This window comes from Nocardioides sp. S-1144, assembly GCF_005954645.2.
Classification (GTDB): domain Bacteria; phylum Actinomycetota; class Actinomycetes; order Propionibacteriales; family Nocardioidaceae; genus Nocardioides; species Nocardioides dongxiaopingii.
The window spans coordinates 3,145,527-3,161,564 of record NZ_CP040695.2 but is presented as its reverse complement, the minus strand read 5'-3'; the positions used below and the strand labels follow the sequence as shown (position 1 = coordinate 3,161,564).

Below are 16,038 nucleotides of genomic sequence, written 5' to 3'. Positions count from 1 at the left end.
CGGGCCGGGCAGCTGCGGAGCGGTTGGCCCGCGACGCGAGGTGATCTGCGTGACAGACTGCGCGCCATGACCGCAGGCACCCCCGAGCAGCCGGGCGGCGAGGCCGCCGTCGCACCCCTCGCCCCGCCCGACCCCGTGATCACGCTCACCGCCCCCGAGGCGCCGCCGCTGGTCCTCGAGACGCAGGCGCCGAGGATGGCGCCGCCGGTCGCGGCGGCCGTGCTGCCCGAGCTCGACGCCAAGGTCGAGGGCTTCCTCGCCGCGCTGGGCAGCACCCAGGCCGGCAGCCCCGAGTTCGCGGCCCAGGCCGAGAACGTCCGGACGATGGGCGACGCCGAGATCCGCAAGGCGGCCGAGACCTCCAACCGGATGCTCGACAAGCCGGTGACCGCGCTCAAGGAGGGCGGGATCGCGCAGGGCTCGGCGGTCGGCCGGACCCTGCTCGAGCTGCGCCGCACCGTGGAGGACCTCGACCCCAGCCAGGCCACCGGGGCCAAGCGCTGGCTCGACCTGCTGCCCTTCGGCGACAAGATCACCGACTACTTCCGCAAGTACCAGTCGGCGCAGACCCAGCTCAACGGCATCCTGCACAGCCTGCGCAACGGCCAGGACGAGCTGCAGCGCGACAACGTCGCCCTCAACCTGGAGAAGACCAGCCTGTGGGCGGTGATGGGCCGGCTCAACCAGTACGTCTACGTCGCCGAGCGCCTCGACGCCAAGCTCGCGGCGCGGATCGCCGAGCTCGAGCTGAGCGACCCCGAGGCGGCGAAGGCGCTGAGCCAGGACGTGCTCTTCTACGTGCGGCAGAAGCACCAGGACCTGCTCACCCAGCTCGCCGTCTCGATCCAGGCCTACCTCGCGATCGACATCATCATCAAGAACAACATCGAGCTCATCAAGGGCGTCGACCGGGCCTCGACGACCACCGTCTCGGCCCTGCGGACGGCGGTGATCGTGGCCCAGGCGCTGGGCAACCAGAAGTTCGTGCTCGACCAGATCACCGCGCTCAACACCACGACGTCCGGGATGATCCAGCGCACCTCCGAGATGCTCCGGGAGAACTCGGCGGCGATCCAGGAGCAGGCGGCGTCCTCGACGATCGGCATCGAGCAGCTGCAGGCGGCCTTCGCCAACATCTACGCCACCATGGACTCCATCGACGAGTTCAAGCTCAAGGCGCTCGACTCGATGTCCTCCACGATCGGGGTCCTCGAGACCGAGGTCGAGAAGTCGCGGTCCTACCTCGACCGGGTCCAGAAGCACGACGCCCGCAACGCCGCGGGCACCCTCGACCTCTCCGCGCAGCCGCTGAGCTGACCCGGACCGACACCGAATCCGGGACGCGCGTGGGACTGAGGGACTGGTGGCGGCACCGCCGCGACGGGAGCGGCGCCGCCGACGTCACCGCGACCCCGGCGCCGCCGACCGAGCAGGACGTGCTGGCCGCCCTCAACCGGCTCAACGCCCAGCTGACGGCGGCCGGCGCCCCCGCCGTGGTGACCACGCGGGTGGTCCGGATCGCCCGCGCCATCAACGACACGCTGCCGCGGATGCGCAACCTGGGGCTCGGCTCGCAGGAGGGGTACTCCGTGGTGGCGACGGCCACGACCTACCTGCCGGAGGCGGTCGGCGCCTACCTGCGGCTGCCGCGCGAGTGGGCCGACACCCGCCCGATCGACGGCTACAAGACCTCGCTCATGGTGCTCGTCGAGCAGCTCGAGCTGCTCGCGGCGACGACCGACAAGATCCTGGACGCCGCCAACCGGGCCGACGCCCAGGCCCTGGTCGCGCACGGGATGTTCCTCGACGCCAAGTTCGGGCAGACCTCCGACGGCGGCCCCGACCTGCAGCTGGGCAGCCCGACGTGAGAGGACGACGATGACGACGCCGACCCCGACGCCTACCCCGCCGCCGGGCCCCACACCGGCCCCCTCGCTGGCGGCGGCGCTCGCGGCGCTCGAGGACGTCGCGGTGGGCGCCGGCGTCGACGCCACGACCGCGCGCCACGAGGGCGAGAGCCTGGCCGCCACCGTGGCCGAGCCGTCCCGCGGGGCCTTCGTCGACTGGTGCGCCGAGACCGGCCGCCCGACGTCGGCCGAGGCGTTCCAGGACGCCGCGTCGCGCGGGCGCCGCTACCGGGCGGCCCCGACCGCCTCGATGAGCCTGCTCGCCACCACCGGCTCCACCCACGCCCCGGCCTACGCCGCCGCCCTCGGCGACGTCGCCCTGGCCGCGGCCGGCCTCGGCACGCCCGACCCGCGGGCCACCGGCAACGCCGCCACCGCCGCGGCCGCCCAGCTCTCCGAGCCCGGGGGGCCGGGGGTCCGGCCGGCGGCGCCGACCCTGGGCGAGGAGGTGACGGACTCGCTGCTGCAGCAGCTCTCCGTCGTCCAGCGCCGGCTCGCCGGCCTGGGCAGCCCGCTCTCGGCGCCGATCGCGGGCCCGCCCACGGGTCCGACCGGGGGGTCCCCGCTCGCCACGGCACCGGCCGCCCCCGAGCCGCCCGTCGGCTCCGAGCCCGCGCCGGAGGTGCCGAGGAGGAGCGTCGAGGAGCTGCTCGCCGAGCTCGACGGGCTCGTCGGACTGGCCGACGTCAAGGCCGAGATCCACCGGCAGGCCGCCGTGCTGCGCGTCGAGGGGCTGCGCGCCGAGGCCGGGCTGAAGGCCGCGACGATCACCCGGCACCTGGTCTTCAACGGCAACCCCGGCACCGGCAAGACCACGGTTGCCCGGCTGGTCGCCGGCATCTACCAGGCGCTCGGACTGCTCTCGAAGGGCCAGCTGGTCGAGGTCGACCGCTCCGAGCTGGTCGCCGGCTACCTCGGCCAGACCGCGATGAAGACCGCCGAGGTCGTCGCGTCCGCGGCCGGCGGCGTGCTGTTCATCGACGAGGCCTACTCGCTGTCGGGTGACCAGTACGGCCGTGAGGCCATCGACACGCTGGTCAAGGAGATGGAGGACCGGCGCGACGACCTCGTCGTCATCGTCGCCGGCTACCCGCTGCCGATGGCGGTCTTCATCTCCGAGAACCCCGGCCTCGCGAGCCGGTTCCGCACCACGATCGACTTCGCCGACTACACCGACGACGAGCTGGTGCGGATCTTCGCCGTGATGGCCGCCGGGGCCGAGTACGACGCCGCCGAGCCGGTGCTCGCCCGGCTGCGCGACGTCCTCGCGGGCGTGCAGCGCGGACCGACGTTCGGCAACGCGCGCCACGTCCGCAACCTGCTCGAGGCCGCGATCGGCCGGCACGCCTGGCGGCTGCGCGAGGTCGACGCACCGACCCTCGAGCAGCTGCGCACCCTCGACGTCGACGACCTCGACGCCCCGGCCGAGCTGCTCGCGCCGGCCGTCGAGGTGCCGGCCGGAGTGGTCGACATCGTGCCCCCCGAGCCCGAGCCCGAGCCCGAGCCCGACCGCGAGGAGACCCCGTGACGCAGACCGCCTCGCCGCCGGCGCCCGCGCCGCAGCCCGCGCCGGCCGGCCAGGCCCCGCCGGGCCGGGCCACCCACGCCTCGGTCCAACCGGCCAGCAGCGGCTTCACCGAGAACGTGCCGCGGCTGCTCAACCGCCTCCAGACGATCGCCATCGCGGCCTGCGTCGTCTTCGGCGTCCTCGCCGTGGTCGTGCAGGTGCTGGCGTGGCAGGCCAACGGGCGCGCCGCCGCCAACACCGAGCAGGTCGTGCGCGTGCAGGAGGTCCAGTCGCTGCTGCTGCGCGCCGACGCCCTGGCCACCAACTCCTTCCTGGTCGGCGGGCTCGAGCCGACCGACGCCCGCGCCGACTACGACGACGCGGTCGAGCGGGCGCTCCGCCTGGTCGCCGACGCGGCCGAGGCCCAGCCGGCCGACCGCGAGGTTCTCGCCGACCTCAACGCCGCGATCACCGACTACACCACCGCGGTGAGCCAGGCCCGCGACTACAACCGCCAGCAGCTCCCCATCGGCATCGCCTACCTCAACGACGCCGGCACCTCCCTGCGCACCGACGCGCTGCCGGCGGTCGACGCCCTCGTCGACGCCAACGCCGAGCGCGCCGTCGACGAGATGGACGCCCAGCACCCGTGGTGGCTGCTCGGCCTCGGGATCCTCGCGGTCGCCGTCCTGCTCTGGGTCAACCAGCAGGTCGGGCGCCGGTTCCGCCGACGGCTCAACGTCGGGCTCGCCGTCGCGGCGGCCATCGTCGGCGTCCTCGCCCTCGGCACCGGCGCCCACGCCTTCCTGCGCGAGGGCCACAACGAGTCCCTGCGCGACGGCGCCTACGGCGAGGCGGTCGCCGCCGCGAGCGCCCGCACGGCCGGCAACGACGCGAAGGCCCGGGAGAGCCAGGGCCTCATCAACCGCGGGGCCGGCGCCACCTACGAGAAGAACTGGGACGAGCAGGCCGCCGTGGTCGACGACAACACCACCCGGTCGACCGAGGGGCTCTGGGGCGCCTACGTCGAGGCGCACCGGGCGATCCGCGACCTCGACGACGCCGGCGACTGGGGCGCGGCCGTCGCGCTGGCGACGTCCACCGAGGAGGGCTCGGCCACCGCGGCCCTCGACGAGTTCGACGCCGCGACGGCCGCGGTCGCCGCCGACCAGGGACAGCAGGCCAGCGACGGCTTCGGCTCCGGCGGCGCCGTCGCGCTCGTGCTGGTGGCCCTCACGATCCTCGGGGCCCTCGCCGCCGCCGGTGCGGTCACCCGCGGGATCGACCTACGGCGCAAGGAGTACCAGTGAACCGCCGCCCGCGCCTCCTCGGCGCCCTCGCCACCCTCGCCGGGGCCGTGCTGCTCGCCGGGTGCGGCGGCTACGACACGACCACGGTGCCGGAGCCGGAGGCACCGGCGGCCGCGCCGCCGGCCGCCGCCGCGGACTGCACCAACGACGGCAAGGACGAGCTCCGCTCCTACAGGCCGACGCCGGGCGTCCGCGACAGCGCGACCGTCCGGGAGATCCGCGACTCGGGCAAGCTGGTCGCCGGGGTCGCCGGCGACACCTACCTCCTGGGCTCGCGCAACCCGGAGACCAACGAGCTCGAGGGCTTCGACATCGAGCTCGTCTACGCCATCGCCGGCGAGATCTTCGGGATCGACCGCCAACAGGTCATCGACGACAACGTGGTCGAGTTCCGGGTGATCACCGCCTCCGACCGGATCGCGATGCTCCAGGACGGCACGGTCGACATCGTCGCCCGCAACATGACGATCAACTGCGCCCGGTGGAAGCAGATCGCGTTCTCGGCCGAGTACTACCGCGCCGGCCAGAAGATCCTGGTGGGCAAGGGATCGGGCATCACCACCGAGGAGGACCTCGCGGGCAAGCGGATCTGTGCCTCCGCCGGCACGACGACGATCGACAACATCCTCACCCTCGTGCCGGACGCCGAGATCGTGACCGCCCCGGACAACTCCCGCTGCATGGTCCGCTTCCAGAACGGTGACGCCGACGCCGTCACCTCCGACGACACCGTGCTCGCCGGGTTCCTGGCCCAGGACCCCTACGCGGAGCTCCTGGACACCGTCCAGCTCACCCAGGAGCCGTACGGCGTCGGGGTGAGCCGCGACCGGCCCGACCTGGTCCGCCTGGTCAACCAGGTGCTCGAGGACTGGAGTGGCGGTGCCTGGCAGCGGGCCTACGACGCCACGCTCGGGACCGCCGACGCCGACCTCGGTGCGACCCAGCCGCCCCGCGCGTACGGCCGATGAGTGCCGCGGTGACGACCGACGCCCCCCTCACCGCGCCCGTGGCGCCCGGCTCGCTCGGCAGCACGCCCGAGCCGGCGGAGCTGGGCGCGTACCTGGCCGCCCTGGAGGCGTGGGTCCGGCTGCGCCGCAGCGAGCTCGACGACCTCGACGCCGCCGCGCTCGCCGCGGGCCGCGGGGCCGAGGTGGCCACCGACGTGGCGCTCGCGCTGTCGTTGTGGAAGAACGTCTCCGACCGCTACCGCGAGATGTGGACCCTGTGGGACGGCGGTCGCGTGCTCCCCACCGACCGCGAGCGGATCGGCTCGCTGGTCTGGGGTCGCCTCGGCGGCGCCGGTGGACCGGCGTCCCAGGGGATGTCGGTGCCCGAGGCCTGCCGGCTCAACGACGCCATCGCCGGCCAGCTGCACGCCCGCCTCGAGCTGGGCGCCGGCGCCGGCGAGGCCGCCGTCCGCGTCAAGGGCCTGCGCGCGCAGCTCGAACGGATCCGCGACCAGGTCGCCCTCGAGCCGGCCCTGCTGCGCGACGACGCCGTCGACCGGCTCGCCTCCCTCATGGTCCGGCTCAACGACGTCGCCGAGCGCGCCGGTCGCGGCGCCGACGTCGGGGGCCTGCTCAACCCCCTCGAGCAGGACGCCGCGCTGTACGAGCGCGACCTCATCGTGGGAAATCAGAAGCGCCGCGAGGCTCGTGGCCTGGTCGAGCAGGCGCGCACCCGGCGGGCCGCGCTCGTGGCCCGCGAGGCCGAGCTCGCCACCCTGGCCGCCACCTGCGTCGCGACCGTCGACCCGGCGCCGCGCTTCGCCGTCCCGGACGTCGACGCGCTCGGCCCGGTGCCGAACACGGCCGAGGCGCTGACGCCCTACCTCGACCGCCTCGACCGCGTCGACCAGGCGATCGCCTACGCCCACGAGCGCTACGCCGCCGCGCTGGCCGAGCACACCGACCTCGCCGCGCTCCTCGACGCCCACGTCGCCAGGGCCCGCGCCGGCGCCCTGGCCGACCACGCCGACCTCGCGGCCAGCGAGCGCCAGGCGCGCGACGTCCTCGCCCGGCGCCCGGCGCCGATGGCGGTCTGCCGCCAGCTCGTCTCGACCTACCGGTCCTGGCTCACCGCCCTCACCTCCGGACCCGCCGCGCCACCCGTGGCCGGGCCCCCCACCGGGAAGGACGCGACCTGATGAGCGCCCCCGCCTGCACCCAGCCGGGCTGCACCGGCACCCTCGCCGACGGCTACTGCGACACCTGCGGGATGGCGCCGAGCCCCGGCTCCGGCCCGGCAGCGGCACCGGCCGCACCGGCGCCGGCGGCGTCGACCCCGGCCGGTCCCGCCGCGACCGGTGCCTGCACCCAGCCCGGTTGCACCGGCACCCTCGCCGACGGCTACTGCGACACCTGCGGCATGGCCGGCGGCTCCGCCCCGGCCGCGGCGGCCCCCGCCGGCTCGGCCGGCTCCGTCGCCACCTCGCCCACGCCGCCGCCCGCCGCGACCGACGCGCTGTCGTCGCGGACGTCGTCGGCCCAGGTGCCCTCGGCGCGCTTCGGCTCGGCGCGGGCCACCGGCACCAGCGTCACCACGCGCCGCACGCGCTCCGGCTCGCAACGGATGCGGGCCGCACGCATCGGTGCCGGCCTCACCAGCGTCCCGCCGGCACCGCCGGTCGACCCGGTGGAGGCGATCCGGCCCGACCCGATGGTCCCCGAGGACAAGCGCACGTGCTCCAGGTGCGGCAACGCCGTCGGCCGCGGCCGCGACGGCGTCCCCGGGCGCACCGAGGGCTTCTGCGCCCAGTGCGGCCAGGAGTTCTCCTTCACCCCGAAGCTCCAGCCGGGCGACCTGGTCGGCGGGCAGTACGAGGTGGCCGGCGCGATCGCCCACGGCGGCCTCGGCTGGATCTACCTCGCCCGCGACCGCAACGTCTCCAACCGGTGGGTCGTGCTCAAGGGCCTGCTCAACTCCGGCGACCCCGACGCGCTCGCAGCGGCGATCGCCGAGCAGCAGTTCCTGGCCCAGGTCGAGCACCCGCTGATCGTCGAGATCTACAACTTCGTGACCCACGAGGGCGCCGGCTACATCGTGATGGAGTACGTCGGCGGCCACTCCCTCAAGCAGGTGCTCAAGGAGCGGATGCGGGTCAACGGCGGCAGCTACGACCCGCTGCCGGTCGACCAGGCGCTGGCGTTCGTGCTCGAGATCCTGCCGGCCTTCCAGTACCTGCACGACCTCGGACTCGTGTACTGCGACTTCAAGCCCGACAACATGATCCAGGTCGCCGACGCCCTCAAGCTGATCGACCTCGGCGGCGTCCGGCGGATCGACGACGAGGAGTCGGCGATCTACGGGACGGTCGGCTACCAGGCGCCCGAGGTGGCCCAGGTCGGGCCCAGCGTGGCCTCCGACCTCTACACGATCGGCCGCACGCTGGTCGTGCTGTGCATGGAGTTCCGCGGCTACCAGGGCACCTACCTGCACAGCCTGCCCCCGGTGGGGAGCACGCCGCTGTTCGCCGCGAACGACTCGCTGTACTGGCTGATCGCCAAGTGCTGCGCGCCCGACCCTGCCGACCGGTTCTCCTCGGCCGACGAGCTCCGGACGCAGCTGCTCGGCGTCCTGCGCGAGACGGTCGCCCGCAGCACCACCGGCACCGCCCTGACCTCGGCGGCGTCGGTGCTGTTCGAGGCGCCGGCGACCGCGCGCGGCGTCCTGCTGTGGTCGCAGCTGCCGCTGCTCCGCGTCGACACCACCGACCCCCAGCACGCGTGGTTGAGCGGGATCGCGGCCACCGGCCCCGACGAGCTGCTCGACGTCCTCACCTCGCAGGCCCCGGCGCAGTCGCCCGAGGTGCTGCTCGCGATCGCGCGGGCGGCGCTGGAGAAGGGCGACACCGCGCTGGCCCACGACACCGCCGCCCAGCTCCTCGCCGACGACCCCTGGGAGTGGCGGGCCCTGTGGGTCGAGGGCCTGGCCGCGATGAGCCAGCGCGACTGGGCGCGCGCCACCGCCTCCTTCAACGCCGTCTACCAGCAGGTGCCCGGCGAGCTCGCCGCCAAGCTGGCCCTCGCCGTCGCCTGCGAGAACGGCGGCCAGCCCGAGGTCGCGGAGTCGCTCTACCTCACCTGCGCCGCCACCGACGCGGCCTACGTGGCCCCGGCCGCGTTCGGCGTCGCGCGGATCCGCGCCGAGCGCCGCGACGCGCCGGGCGCCGTCGCCGCCCTCGACCTGGTCCCGAGGACCAGCCGGGGCTACCCCGAGAGCCGGCAGCTGCGGGCCGAGGTGCTGCTCGGGCAGGGGGCGACCGACCTGCGCGTCCTCGACCAGGCCATGCGCTCGATCGAGTCCGCCTCGATGGACCCCGCCACCCACGGCCGCTACACCGTGCGGATCCTCGAGCAGGCCCTCGCCGTGGTGACCTCGTCATCCGGCCCGTCGTCCGGCCCGTCGTCCGACCCGACGACGGGGGTGGCGATCGGGTCCACGGTGGCCGACGAGGCCGGGCTGCGGGCCGGCATCGAGAAGGCCTACCGGGCCCTCGCCCGCGACGCCGCCGACCTCGGCGAGCGCGTCGAGCTGGTCAACCGCGCCAACGCTGTCCGCGCCTGGACCCTCACCTGAGCACGCGAAGGAACACCTTGTGAACTGTCCCTCCTGCGCCGAGCCCCTCGCACCGGGCGCCGCGTTCTGCGAGGCCTGCGGCACGCCGGTCGGTGCCGTCGCGCCGCCCGCTGCGGCGCCGGCGGCCGACGTCGCGGCCGAGGCGGCGCCGTTCGAGCTGACCACGGCCACCGCGGTGCCCGGGCGGCCCGCGCCCGGCACGCCGCGGCCCTGCCTGCAGTGCGGGGGAGCGGTCGGCCCGGACGGCTACTGCGAGTCGTGCGGCTCCAAGCAGCCCAGCGAGCGCGACCACTTCCGGGAGGCGCCGGCCGACTGGGTCGCCGGGGCCTGCGACCGCGGGATCAGGCACTCGCGCAACGAGGACGCGATGGCGCTGTTCGCCACCGGCGACCGGGCCGTGCTCGTCGTGCTCGACGGCGTCTCCAACACCGACGACTCCCACCTGGCCTCGCTCGCCGGCGCCCGGGCCGCGCGCGACGCGCTCGTCGTCCCGATGCCCAGCGGCATGGGCACCGCGGAGAGCCGGGCCGCGGCCGTCACGCGGACCTTCGCCGCCGCGGTCGACGGGGCCCAGCGGTCGATCGTCGCCCTGACGCCGGAGGGCTCGACCCAGCCGCCGTCCGCGACGTTCTCCGCCGTGGTCGTCGAGGGACGCACCGCCGGCCGGGCGCGATTGCACGTCGCCAACATCGGCGACTCGCGGTGCTACTGGCTGCCCGACGCCGGCGACGGCGTCCAGCTCACGGTCGACGACTCGGTCGCGCAGGTGCAGATCGCCGCCGGGGCCTCGCGCCAGGAGGCCGAGCAGGGGCCGCAGGGCCACGCCATCACCCGCTGGCTCGGGATCGACGCGCCCGACCTCGCCCCGCGCGTCACCAGCCTCGACGTCGCCGGCCCGGGCTGGGTGCTCAACTGCTCCGACGGCCTGTGGAACTACGCCTCGGAGCCGCAGGAGCTCGCCGACCAGGTCGCCGCCGCGGCGACGACCGACCCGCAGGCCCTGGCGCTGGCCCTGGTCGCCTTCGCCAACGCCCGCGGGGGCCAGGACAACATCACCGCCGTGCTCGCCCGCGTCGACGCACCGGCCGGGCCGGGCGTGGCCGACCCAGGGCACAATGCCGCTACCGCCGACGAAGGGGAGACCGATGGCTGAGTTCGACGCAACCGTCTACCAGAACGAGTTCCTGCCCGACGGGGGCACCGACGTCAACGCGATCGTCACCGTCACCTGCACCGGTGCCGGCTCGGCGGTGACCAGCGGCGGGGGAGCCTCGGCCGGCGAGATCATCATCGTCGACACCTCCGGCTCGATGGGCCCGAGCACCATGGCCGCCGCGCGGCAGGCCGCCGCCACGGCGGTGGGGGAGATCCTCGACGGCGTGTGGTTCGCCGTCATTGCCGGCTCCGACCGCGCGATGCTCGCCTACCCGCCGGTGTCCTCGGGTCCCGGGATGGTGCGGATGTCGGCGCAGACCCGGGCCGAGGCGCAGGAGGCGATCTCCCGGTTCGTCGGCAGCGGCGGCACGGCGATGAGCACCTGGCTCGACCTGGCCGGCCAGCTGTTCTCCTCCGTGGAGGGCGTCACCCAGCGCCACGCCATCCTGCTCACCGACGGCGAGAACCGCGAGGACGCCGGCAAGCTCGACACCGCCATCCAGCGGGCCACCGGCTACTTCCAGTGCGACTGCCGCGGCGCCGGCACCGACTGGCAGGTCGAGGAGGTCCGGCGGATCTCGCAGGCCCTGCTCGGCACCGTCGACATCATCCCGACGCCCGAGACGATGGTCGAGCAGTTTCGGGCGATGATGCAGGCCTCGATGTCGCGCGGCGTCGCCGACGCCCAGCTGCGGGTCTGGACGCCGCAGGGCGCGCAGATCCTGTTCGTGCGCCAGGTCGCGCCGACCGTGGAGGACCTCACCGGCCGCCGCACCGACGTCAACCCGCTCACCGGCGCCTACCCGACCGGCGCGTGGGCCGACGAGTCGCGCGACTACCACGTCGGCGTCCGGGTGGCGGCCAAGGCGATCGGCCAGGAGCAGCTCGCCGCCCGGGTGCAGCTCGCGATCGGCGACGACGTCATCACCCAGGCCCTGGTCAAGGCGACCTGGTCCGGCGACTCCGAGCTCACCGCCAAGATCGACCAGCAGGTCGCCCACTACACCGGGCAGACCGAGCTGGCCGAGATGATCCAGGAGGGCCTGGCGGCCAAGGCGGCCGGCGACGAGGCCACCGCCACCACCAAGCTCGGCCGCGCCGTGCAGCTTGCCGCCGCCACCGGCAACGAGGAGGCGACGTCCAAGCTCCGCAAGGTCGTCGACGTCGACGACGAGCGCGAGGGCACCGTCCGGCTGAAGCGGGCGGTCGCCAAGGCCGACGAGATGGCGCTCGACACGGCGTCCACCAAGACCACCCGCATCAAGAAGTGAGCCGGACGACGTGAGCCAGACCTGCCCCGCGGGCCACGTGTCCGAGGCCACCGACTACTGCGACACCTGCGGCATCGCCATGGGGGCCGCGCCCGCCCCGGCGGCGGGCACCCCCCGCCGCTGCCCGCGACCGCCGGCCCCGACGCCGGGGGCGACCCGGCGTCCGGCGCCTGCCCGAGCTGCTCGACGGCCAACCCGCCGAACGCGCTCTTCTGCGAGAACTGCGGCTACGACTTCACCACCGGCACGATGCCCCGCCCGCTCGACCCGCCGTCGGGTTCGTCGGACCCGGCAGGTGCGCCCGCCGTGCCCGCCGCCCCCGCCGTGCCGCCGACGCCGGCGCCCGCCCCGGCCAGCACCGCCCCGGCCCTGGCCGAGCAGTGGGTGGCCGAGGTCTGGATCGACCCCGACTGGTACGCCGAGCAGCAGAGCACCGACCCGCTGCCCTCGCCGGGCCTGCCGGTCGTCGTCGCGCTGCGGCACACCTCGGTGCTCATCGGGCGTGCCTCCCGCAGCCGCGGCATCGCCCCCGACCTCGACCTGGGCACCGACACCGGCATCAGCCGCCGCCACGCCCAGCTCACCACCGACGGCACCCGCTGGTTCGTCGAGGACCTCGGCTCCTCCAACGGCACCTACGTCGGCGGCGCCCTCGGCGTCCTGCCCACGACGCCCGTCACCGTCGGTGCCAAGGTCGAGGTCCGCCCCGACGAGCGGGTCTACGTCGGCGCCTGGACCCGCATCGTCGTCCGCCGGGCCGCCCCCGGCGAGATCTGACCCACCCGCGAGTCGGCGTGGAGCTCAAGTCCCACGGCGCCGAGTCGGCGTGAAGTTGAAGTCCCACGGCGCCGAGTCGGCGCGAGCACTCAACCCGAACGCCGACTCGGCGGCCCCGCGGGTCGGCTAGAGCTTCGTCGCGATGATCGTGCTGGCGTCGGGGGCGACCATCACCTCGACGGCGGTGAAGCGCTCGTCGGTCAGCCACTGCTCGCGCAGGGTGTCGACGCGGCCGTAGGTGATCGGCGGCCACTGCTCGCACGGCGTGAAGTCGTCGAGGACGACGATGCCACCGTCCTCCACGAGGTCGGCGACGGCGTCGACGCCGACCGCGCTGCTGCGCCCGCCGTCGGACCAGCCGGCGTCCTGCTGGCCGGAGTCGAGGAACAGCAGCGAGAAGGGGCCCTTGTCGAGCAGGGTCGACCAGTCGGCGGCGAGCACCTCGACCAAGGGGTCGTCGACGAAGATCTCCGCGGCGGCCCGGGCGAGCTTGGGGTTGAGCTCGGCGGTCACGATCCGGGCCTTCTCGCCGCGGACGCCGGAGCGCAGCCACGCCGTCCCGACGCCGCAGCCGGTGCCGAACTCGGCCATGGTGCCGTCGCGGGTCGCGGCCAGCATGGCGAGCAGGCGGCCGGTCTCGTTGCGGCAGAAGGAGACGTACCCGGCCCGGCGGGAGACCGCGAACGCACGGTTCACGACGTCGGGGAGGTCGGGTGGGGCGCTCATGGGGGGAGTCTCCCCGGCCGGTCTCGGCGCCTGGGACCGGGGTCTCGCCATGTGAACAGTTCGCGGAACTCCGTGGCGGGCCGGGCCGCGTCGCCCTACGGTGAGATCACCATGCGGAACGTCTTCGTACTTATCGAGCGCCGCGACGGGGCCCAGCAGGTCTGAATCCTGCGGCGAGAGGCCACCCCGTCGCGGTGGTCCTTCGTGCGTTCCCGGCCCCTCGCACCACCACTCCTGGTGATGTCTCCGCGGCGGTCCGGTCCTCGGCCACTCGAAGCGCGATCCGCTCGTCCGCAGGCTCTCCCCGTGCGATCCACGGGTCCCCCTCCGTGGGGACATCTCCGGGTGTGACCGACACATCCGCCTGTGAGAAGGAGAGCCCGATGTACGACATGTACCCCGAGTGGGGCCCCGCGAAGAACCGCAGCACCGACGACGGCAGCCGCGCCACCGCGCACTCGCTGCAGACGTCCCTCGACCGGCGAGACAACGGCGGCGAACGCCCCGACGACAACTAGCCTTCGCCCCATGACCAGCACCGACAGCGCCACCGCCGCCAGCACCACGAGCAGCACGATCCGGCTCGCCGTCATCCCCGGCGACGGGATCGGTCCGGAGGTGACCGCCGAGGCCCTCAAGGTCCTCGACGCGGTCGCGCCCGCCGGCCTGAGGTTCGAGCAGAGCCACTACGACCTCGGCGCGGAGCGTTACCTCGCGACCGGCGAGGTGCTGCCGGACTCGGTGCTCGCGGAGGTCCGCGGTCACGACGCGATCCTGCTCGGTGCCGTCGGGGGCAAGCCGAACGACCCGAACCTGCCGCCGGGCATCCTCGAGCGGGGTCTCCTGCTGCGGTTGCGCTTCGAGCTCGACCACTACGTCAACCTGCGCCCGTCGCGGATCTACCCCGGCGTCACCTCGCCGCTGGCCCCGCACGTGCTCGAGGGCCGCGACGACGTCGACTTCGTCGTCGTCCGCGAGGGCACCGAGGGCCCCTACACCGGCAACGGCGGGGCGCTGCGCGTCGGCACGCCCCACGAGGTCGCCACCGAGGTCTCGGTCAACACCGCCTTCGGTGTCGAGCGGGTCCTCCGCGACGCCTTCGCCCGCGCGCAGCGGCGTCCGCGCAAGAAGCTCACCCTGGTCCACAAGACCAACGTGCTGGTGCACGCGGGATCCGTGTGGTGGCGCCTGACCCAGGCCGTCGCCCGCGACTTCCCCGAGATCACCGTCGACTACATGCACGTCGACGCCGCGATGATCCACCTGACCACCGACCCCGCCCTCTTCGACGTCATCGTCACCGACAACCTCTTCGGCGACATCATCACCGACCTCGCCGCCGCCATCACCGGCGGCATCGGCCTCGCGGCGTCCGGCAACGTGAACCCGGACCGCACGGCACCGTCGATGTTCGAGCCGGTCCACGGCTCCGCGCCCGACATCGCGGGCCAGCAGAAGGCCGACCCGACCGCCGCGATCGGCTCGGTCGCGCTGCTGCTCGACCACCTCGGCCACTCCGGGACCGCCGCCGTCGTCGACGCCGCCATCGTGGCCGACCTGGCCGCGCGCACCGGCGCCCCGCGGACGACGTCCGAGATCGGCGACGCCATCGCCGCCCGGGTCGCCGGCTGACTCGCCCCACGGACGCCGGGCGGGCGCGCGATCGACGCGCACCGTCCGGCGTCCGCCACCTCCCGACGAAGGACTAACTTGTGGCCATGGAGTTCAGCACCACGCTCACCAGCGAGCCGACCACCGACGAGCGCCTGGCCGAGATCCTGGCCAACCCCGGCTTCGGGGTCCACTTCACCGACCACATGGTCACCATCGAGTGGACGCCGGACGCCGGCTGGCACGACGCCCGCGTGACGCCGTACGGCCCGCTCACCCTCGACCCGGCCACCGCCGTCCTGCACTACGCGCAGGAGACCTTCGAGGGCATGAAGGCCTACCGGCACGGCGACGGCTCGGTCTGGACCTTCCGACCGGAGGAGAACGCCGCGCGGATGGTGCGCTCGAGCCACCGGCTCGCGCTGCCCGTGCTCGAGGTCGAGGACTTCGTGCGGGCCGTCGACGCCCTGGTCGCGGTCGACGAGCGCTGGGTGCCCGAGTCGGGCGGCGAGAAGAGCCTGTACCTGCGCCCGTTCATGTTCGCGAGCGAGGCGTTCCTCGGCGTGCGGCCCTCCCAGCACGTCACGTTCATGGTGATCGCCAGCCCGGCCGGCGCCTACTTCAAGGGCGGCGTGAAGCCGGTGACGCTGTGGCTCACCGAGGACTACACCCGCGCCGGCCGCGGCGGCATGGGCGCGGCCAAGACCGGCGGCAACTACGCCAGCTCGCTCGTCGCCCAGCAGGAGGCCTCGAGCCACGGCTGCGACCAGGTGGTCTTCCTCGACGCCCAGGAGGGGCGCTACATCGAGGAGCTCGGCGGCATGAACCTGTACTTCGTGCACGACGACGGCCACATCGTCACCCCGGCCACCGGCACCATCCTCGAGGGCATCACCCGCGCCAGCATCATCGAGCTGGCCGGCAAGCTCGGCCACCCCGTGGAGGAGCGCCGCTTCTCGATCGACGAGTGGCGCGAGGGCGTCACCAGCGGCCGGATCACCGAGATCTTCGCGTGCGGCACCGCCGCGGTCGTCACCCCCGTCGGCGCCCTCAGGTGGGACGGCGGCGAGGTGGCCGCGCCCGCCAGCACCGACCTCACGATGCGGATCCGCCAGGCGCTCGTCGACGTGCAGTTCGGCCGGGCCGAGGACACCTTCGGCTGGATGCACCCCGTCGGCTGAGCCACCGATCACCGG

The 16,038-nt window shown here is 74.4% G+C and carries 14 protein-coding genes; 13 read left to right on the top strand and 1 reads right to left on the bottom strand.

The features are described 5' to 3' along the window. Positions 1-66 precede the first annotated feature (66 nt). The 10 genes from FE634_RS14755 to FE634_RS14710 all read left to right on the top strand — a co-directional run bounded on the left by FE634_RS14755 (position 67) and on the right by FE634_RS14710 (position 12,505). On the top strand, positions 67-1,317 hold the full coding sequence (locus FE634_RS14755; protein ID WP_137293362.1) for a toxic anion resistance protein: 1,251 nt from the start codon (positions 67-69) through the stop codon (positions 1,315-1,317). A 29-nt stretch (positions 1,318-1,346) separates the two neighbouring features. Then, positions 1,347-1,868, top strand: coding sequence for a hypothetical protein (locus FE634_RS14750; RefSeq protein WP_138876302.1), 522 nt, complete (start codon positions 1,347-1,349; stop codon positions 1,866-1,868). A gap of 10 nt (positions 1,869-1,878) precedes the next feature. After that, positions 1,879-3,435, top strand: coding sequence for an AAA family ATPase (locus FE634_RS14745; protein ID WP_138876301.1), 1,557 nt, complete (start codon positions 1,879-1,881; stop codon positions 3,433-3,435). Further along, the gene (locus FE634_RS14740) at positions 3,432-4,724 is read left to right on the top strand and encodes a hypothetical protein (protein WP_148240728.1); all 1,293 of its coding nucleotides are present in this window, start codon (positions 3,432-3,434) and stop codon (positions 4,722-4,724) included. Before FE634_RS14745 ends, FE634_RS14740 begins: the two co-directional genes overlap by 4 nt. Beyond that, complete coding sequence (locus FE634_RS14735) at positions 4,721-5,692, top strand: glutamate ABC transporter substrate-binding protein (protein WP_138876299.1); 972 nt, start codon at positions 4,721-4,723, stop codon at positions 5,690-5,692. Before FE634_RS14740 ends, FE634_RS14735 begins: the two co-directional genes overlap by 4 nt. Before the next feature lie 8 nt (positions 5,693-5,700). Next, positions 5,701-6,870 (top strand): hypothetical protein, encoded by a 1,170-nt coding sequence (locus tag FE634_RS14730; protein ID WP_262347437.1) that lies wholly within the window; start codon positions 5,701-5,703, stop codon positions 6,868-6,870. Further along, positions 6,870-9,302 carry a serine/threonine-protein kinase gene (locus FE634_RS14725; RefSeq protein ID WP_137293368.1) on the top strand — a complete coding sequence of 811 codons (2,433 nt, stop codon included), beginning with the start codon at positions 6,870-6,872 and terminating at the stop codon, positions 9,300-9,302. The genes FE634_RS14730 and FE634_RS14725 overlap by 1 nt, the downstream gene beginning before the upstream one ends. Before the next feature lie 19 nt (positions 9,303-9,321). Beyond that, positions 9,322-10,455, top strand: coding sequence for a double zinc ribbon domain-containing protein (locus tag FE634_RS14720; RefSeq protein WP_137293369.1), 1,134 nt, complete (start codon positions 9,322-9,324; stop codon positions 10,453-10,455). Further along, positions 10,448-11,728: a vWA domain-containing protein gene (locus FE634_RS14715; protein WP_137293370.1), complete on the top strand. Its 1,281-nt coding sequence runs from the start codon at positions 10,448-10,450 to the stop codon at positions 11,726-11,728. Before FE634_RS14720 ends, FE634_RS14715 begins: the two co-directional genes overlap by 8 nt. Positions 11,729-12,034: 306 nt before the next feature. Further along, positions 12,035-12,505, top strand: a complete 471-nt coding sequence (locus FE634_RS14710) for an FHA domain-containing protein (RefSeq protein WP_262347436.1) — start codon at positions 12,035-12,037, stop codon at positions 12,503-12,505. A 126-nt stretch (positions 12,506-12,631) separates the two neighbouring features. Here the strand turns inward: FE634_RS14710 and FE634_RS14705 are convergent, their stop codons facing one another. Then, positions 12,632-13,231, bottom strand: coding sequence for an O-methyltransferase (locus FE634_RS14705; protein WP_137293372.1), 600 nt, complete (start codon positions 13,229-13,231; stop codon positions 12,632-12,634). 383 nt (positions 13,232-13,614) lie between these two features. Between FE634_RS14705 and FE634_RS21680 the strand changes: the two genes are divergently transcribed. The 3 genes from FE634_RS21680 (at position 13,615) to FE634_RS14695 (ending at position 16,023) form a co-directional block, all read left to right on the top strand. Then, the gene (locus FE634_RS21680) at positions 13,615-13,749 is read left to right on the top strand and encodes a hypothetical protein (protein WP_262347435.1); all 135 of its coding nucleotides are present in this window, start codon (positions 13,615-13,617) and stop codon (positions 13,747-13,749) included. 10 nt (positions 13,750-13,759) lie between these two features. Then, a complete protein-coding gene (locus tag FE634_RS14700) occupies positions 13,760-14,863 on the top strand; it encodes a 3-isopropylmalate dehydrogenase (RefSeq protein ID WP_148240727.1) in 1,104 nt (367 codons plus the stop codon). 86 nt (positions 14,864-14,949) lie between these two features. Continuing rightward, positions 14,950-16,023 carry a branched-chain amino acid aminotransferase gene (locus tag FE634_RS14695; protein WP_137293374.1) on the top strand — a complete coding sequence of 358 codons (1,074 nt, stop codon included), beginning with the start codon at positions 14,950-14,952 and terminating at the stop codon, positions 16,021-16,023. Positions 16,024-16,038: the final 15 nt, after the last annotated feature.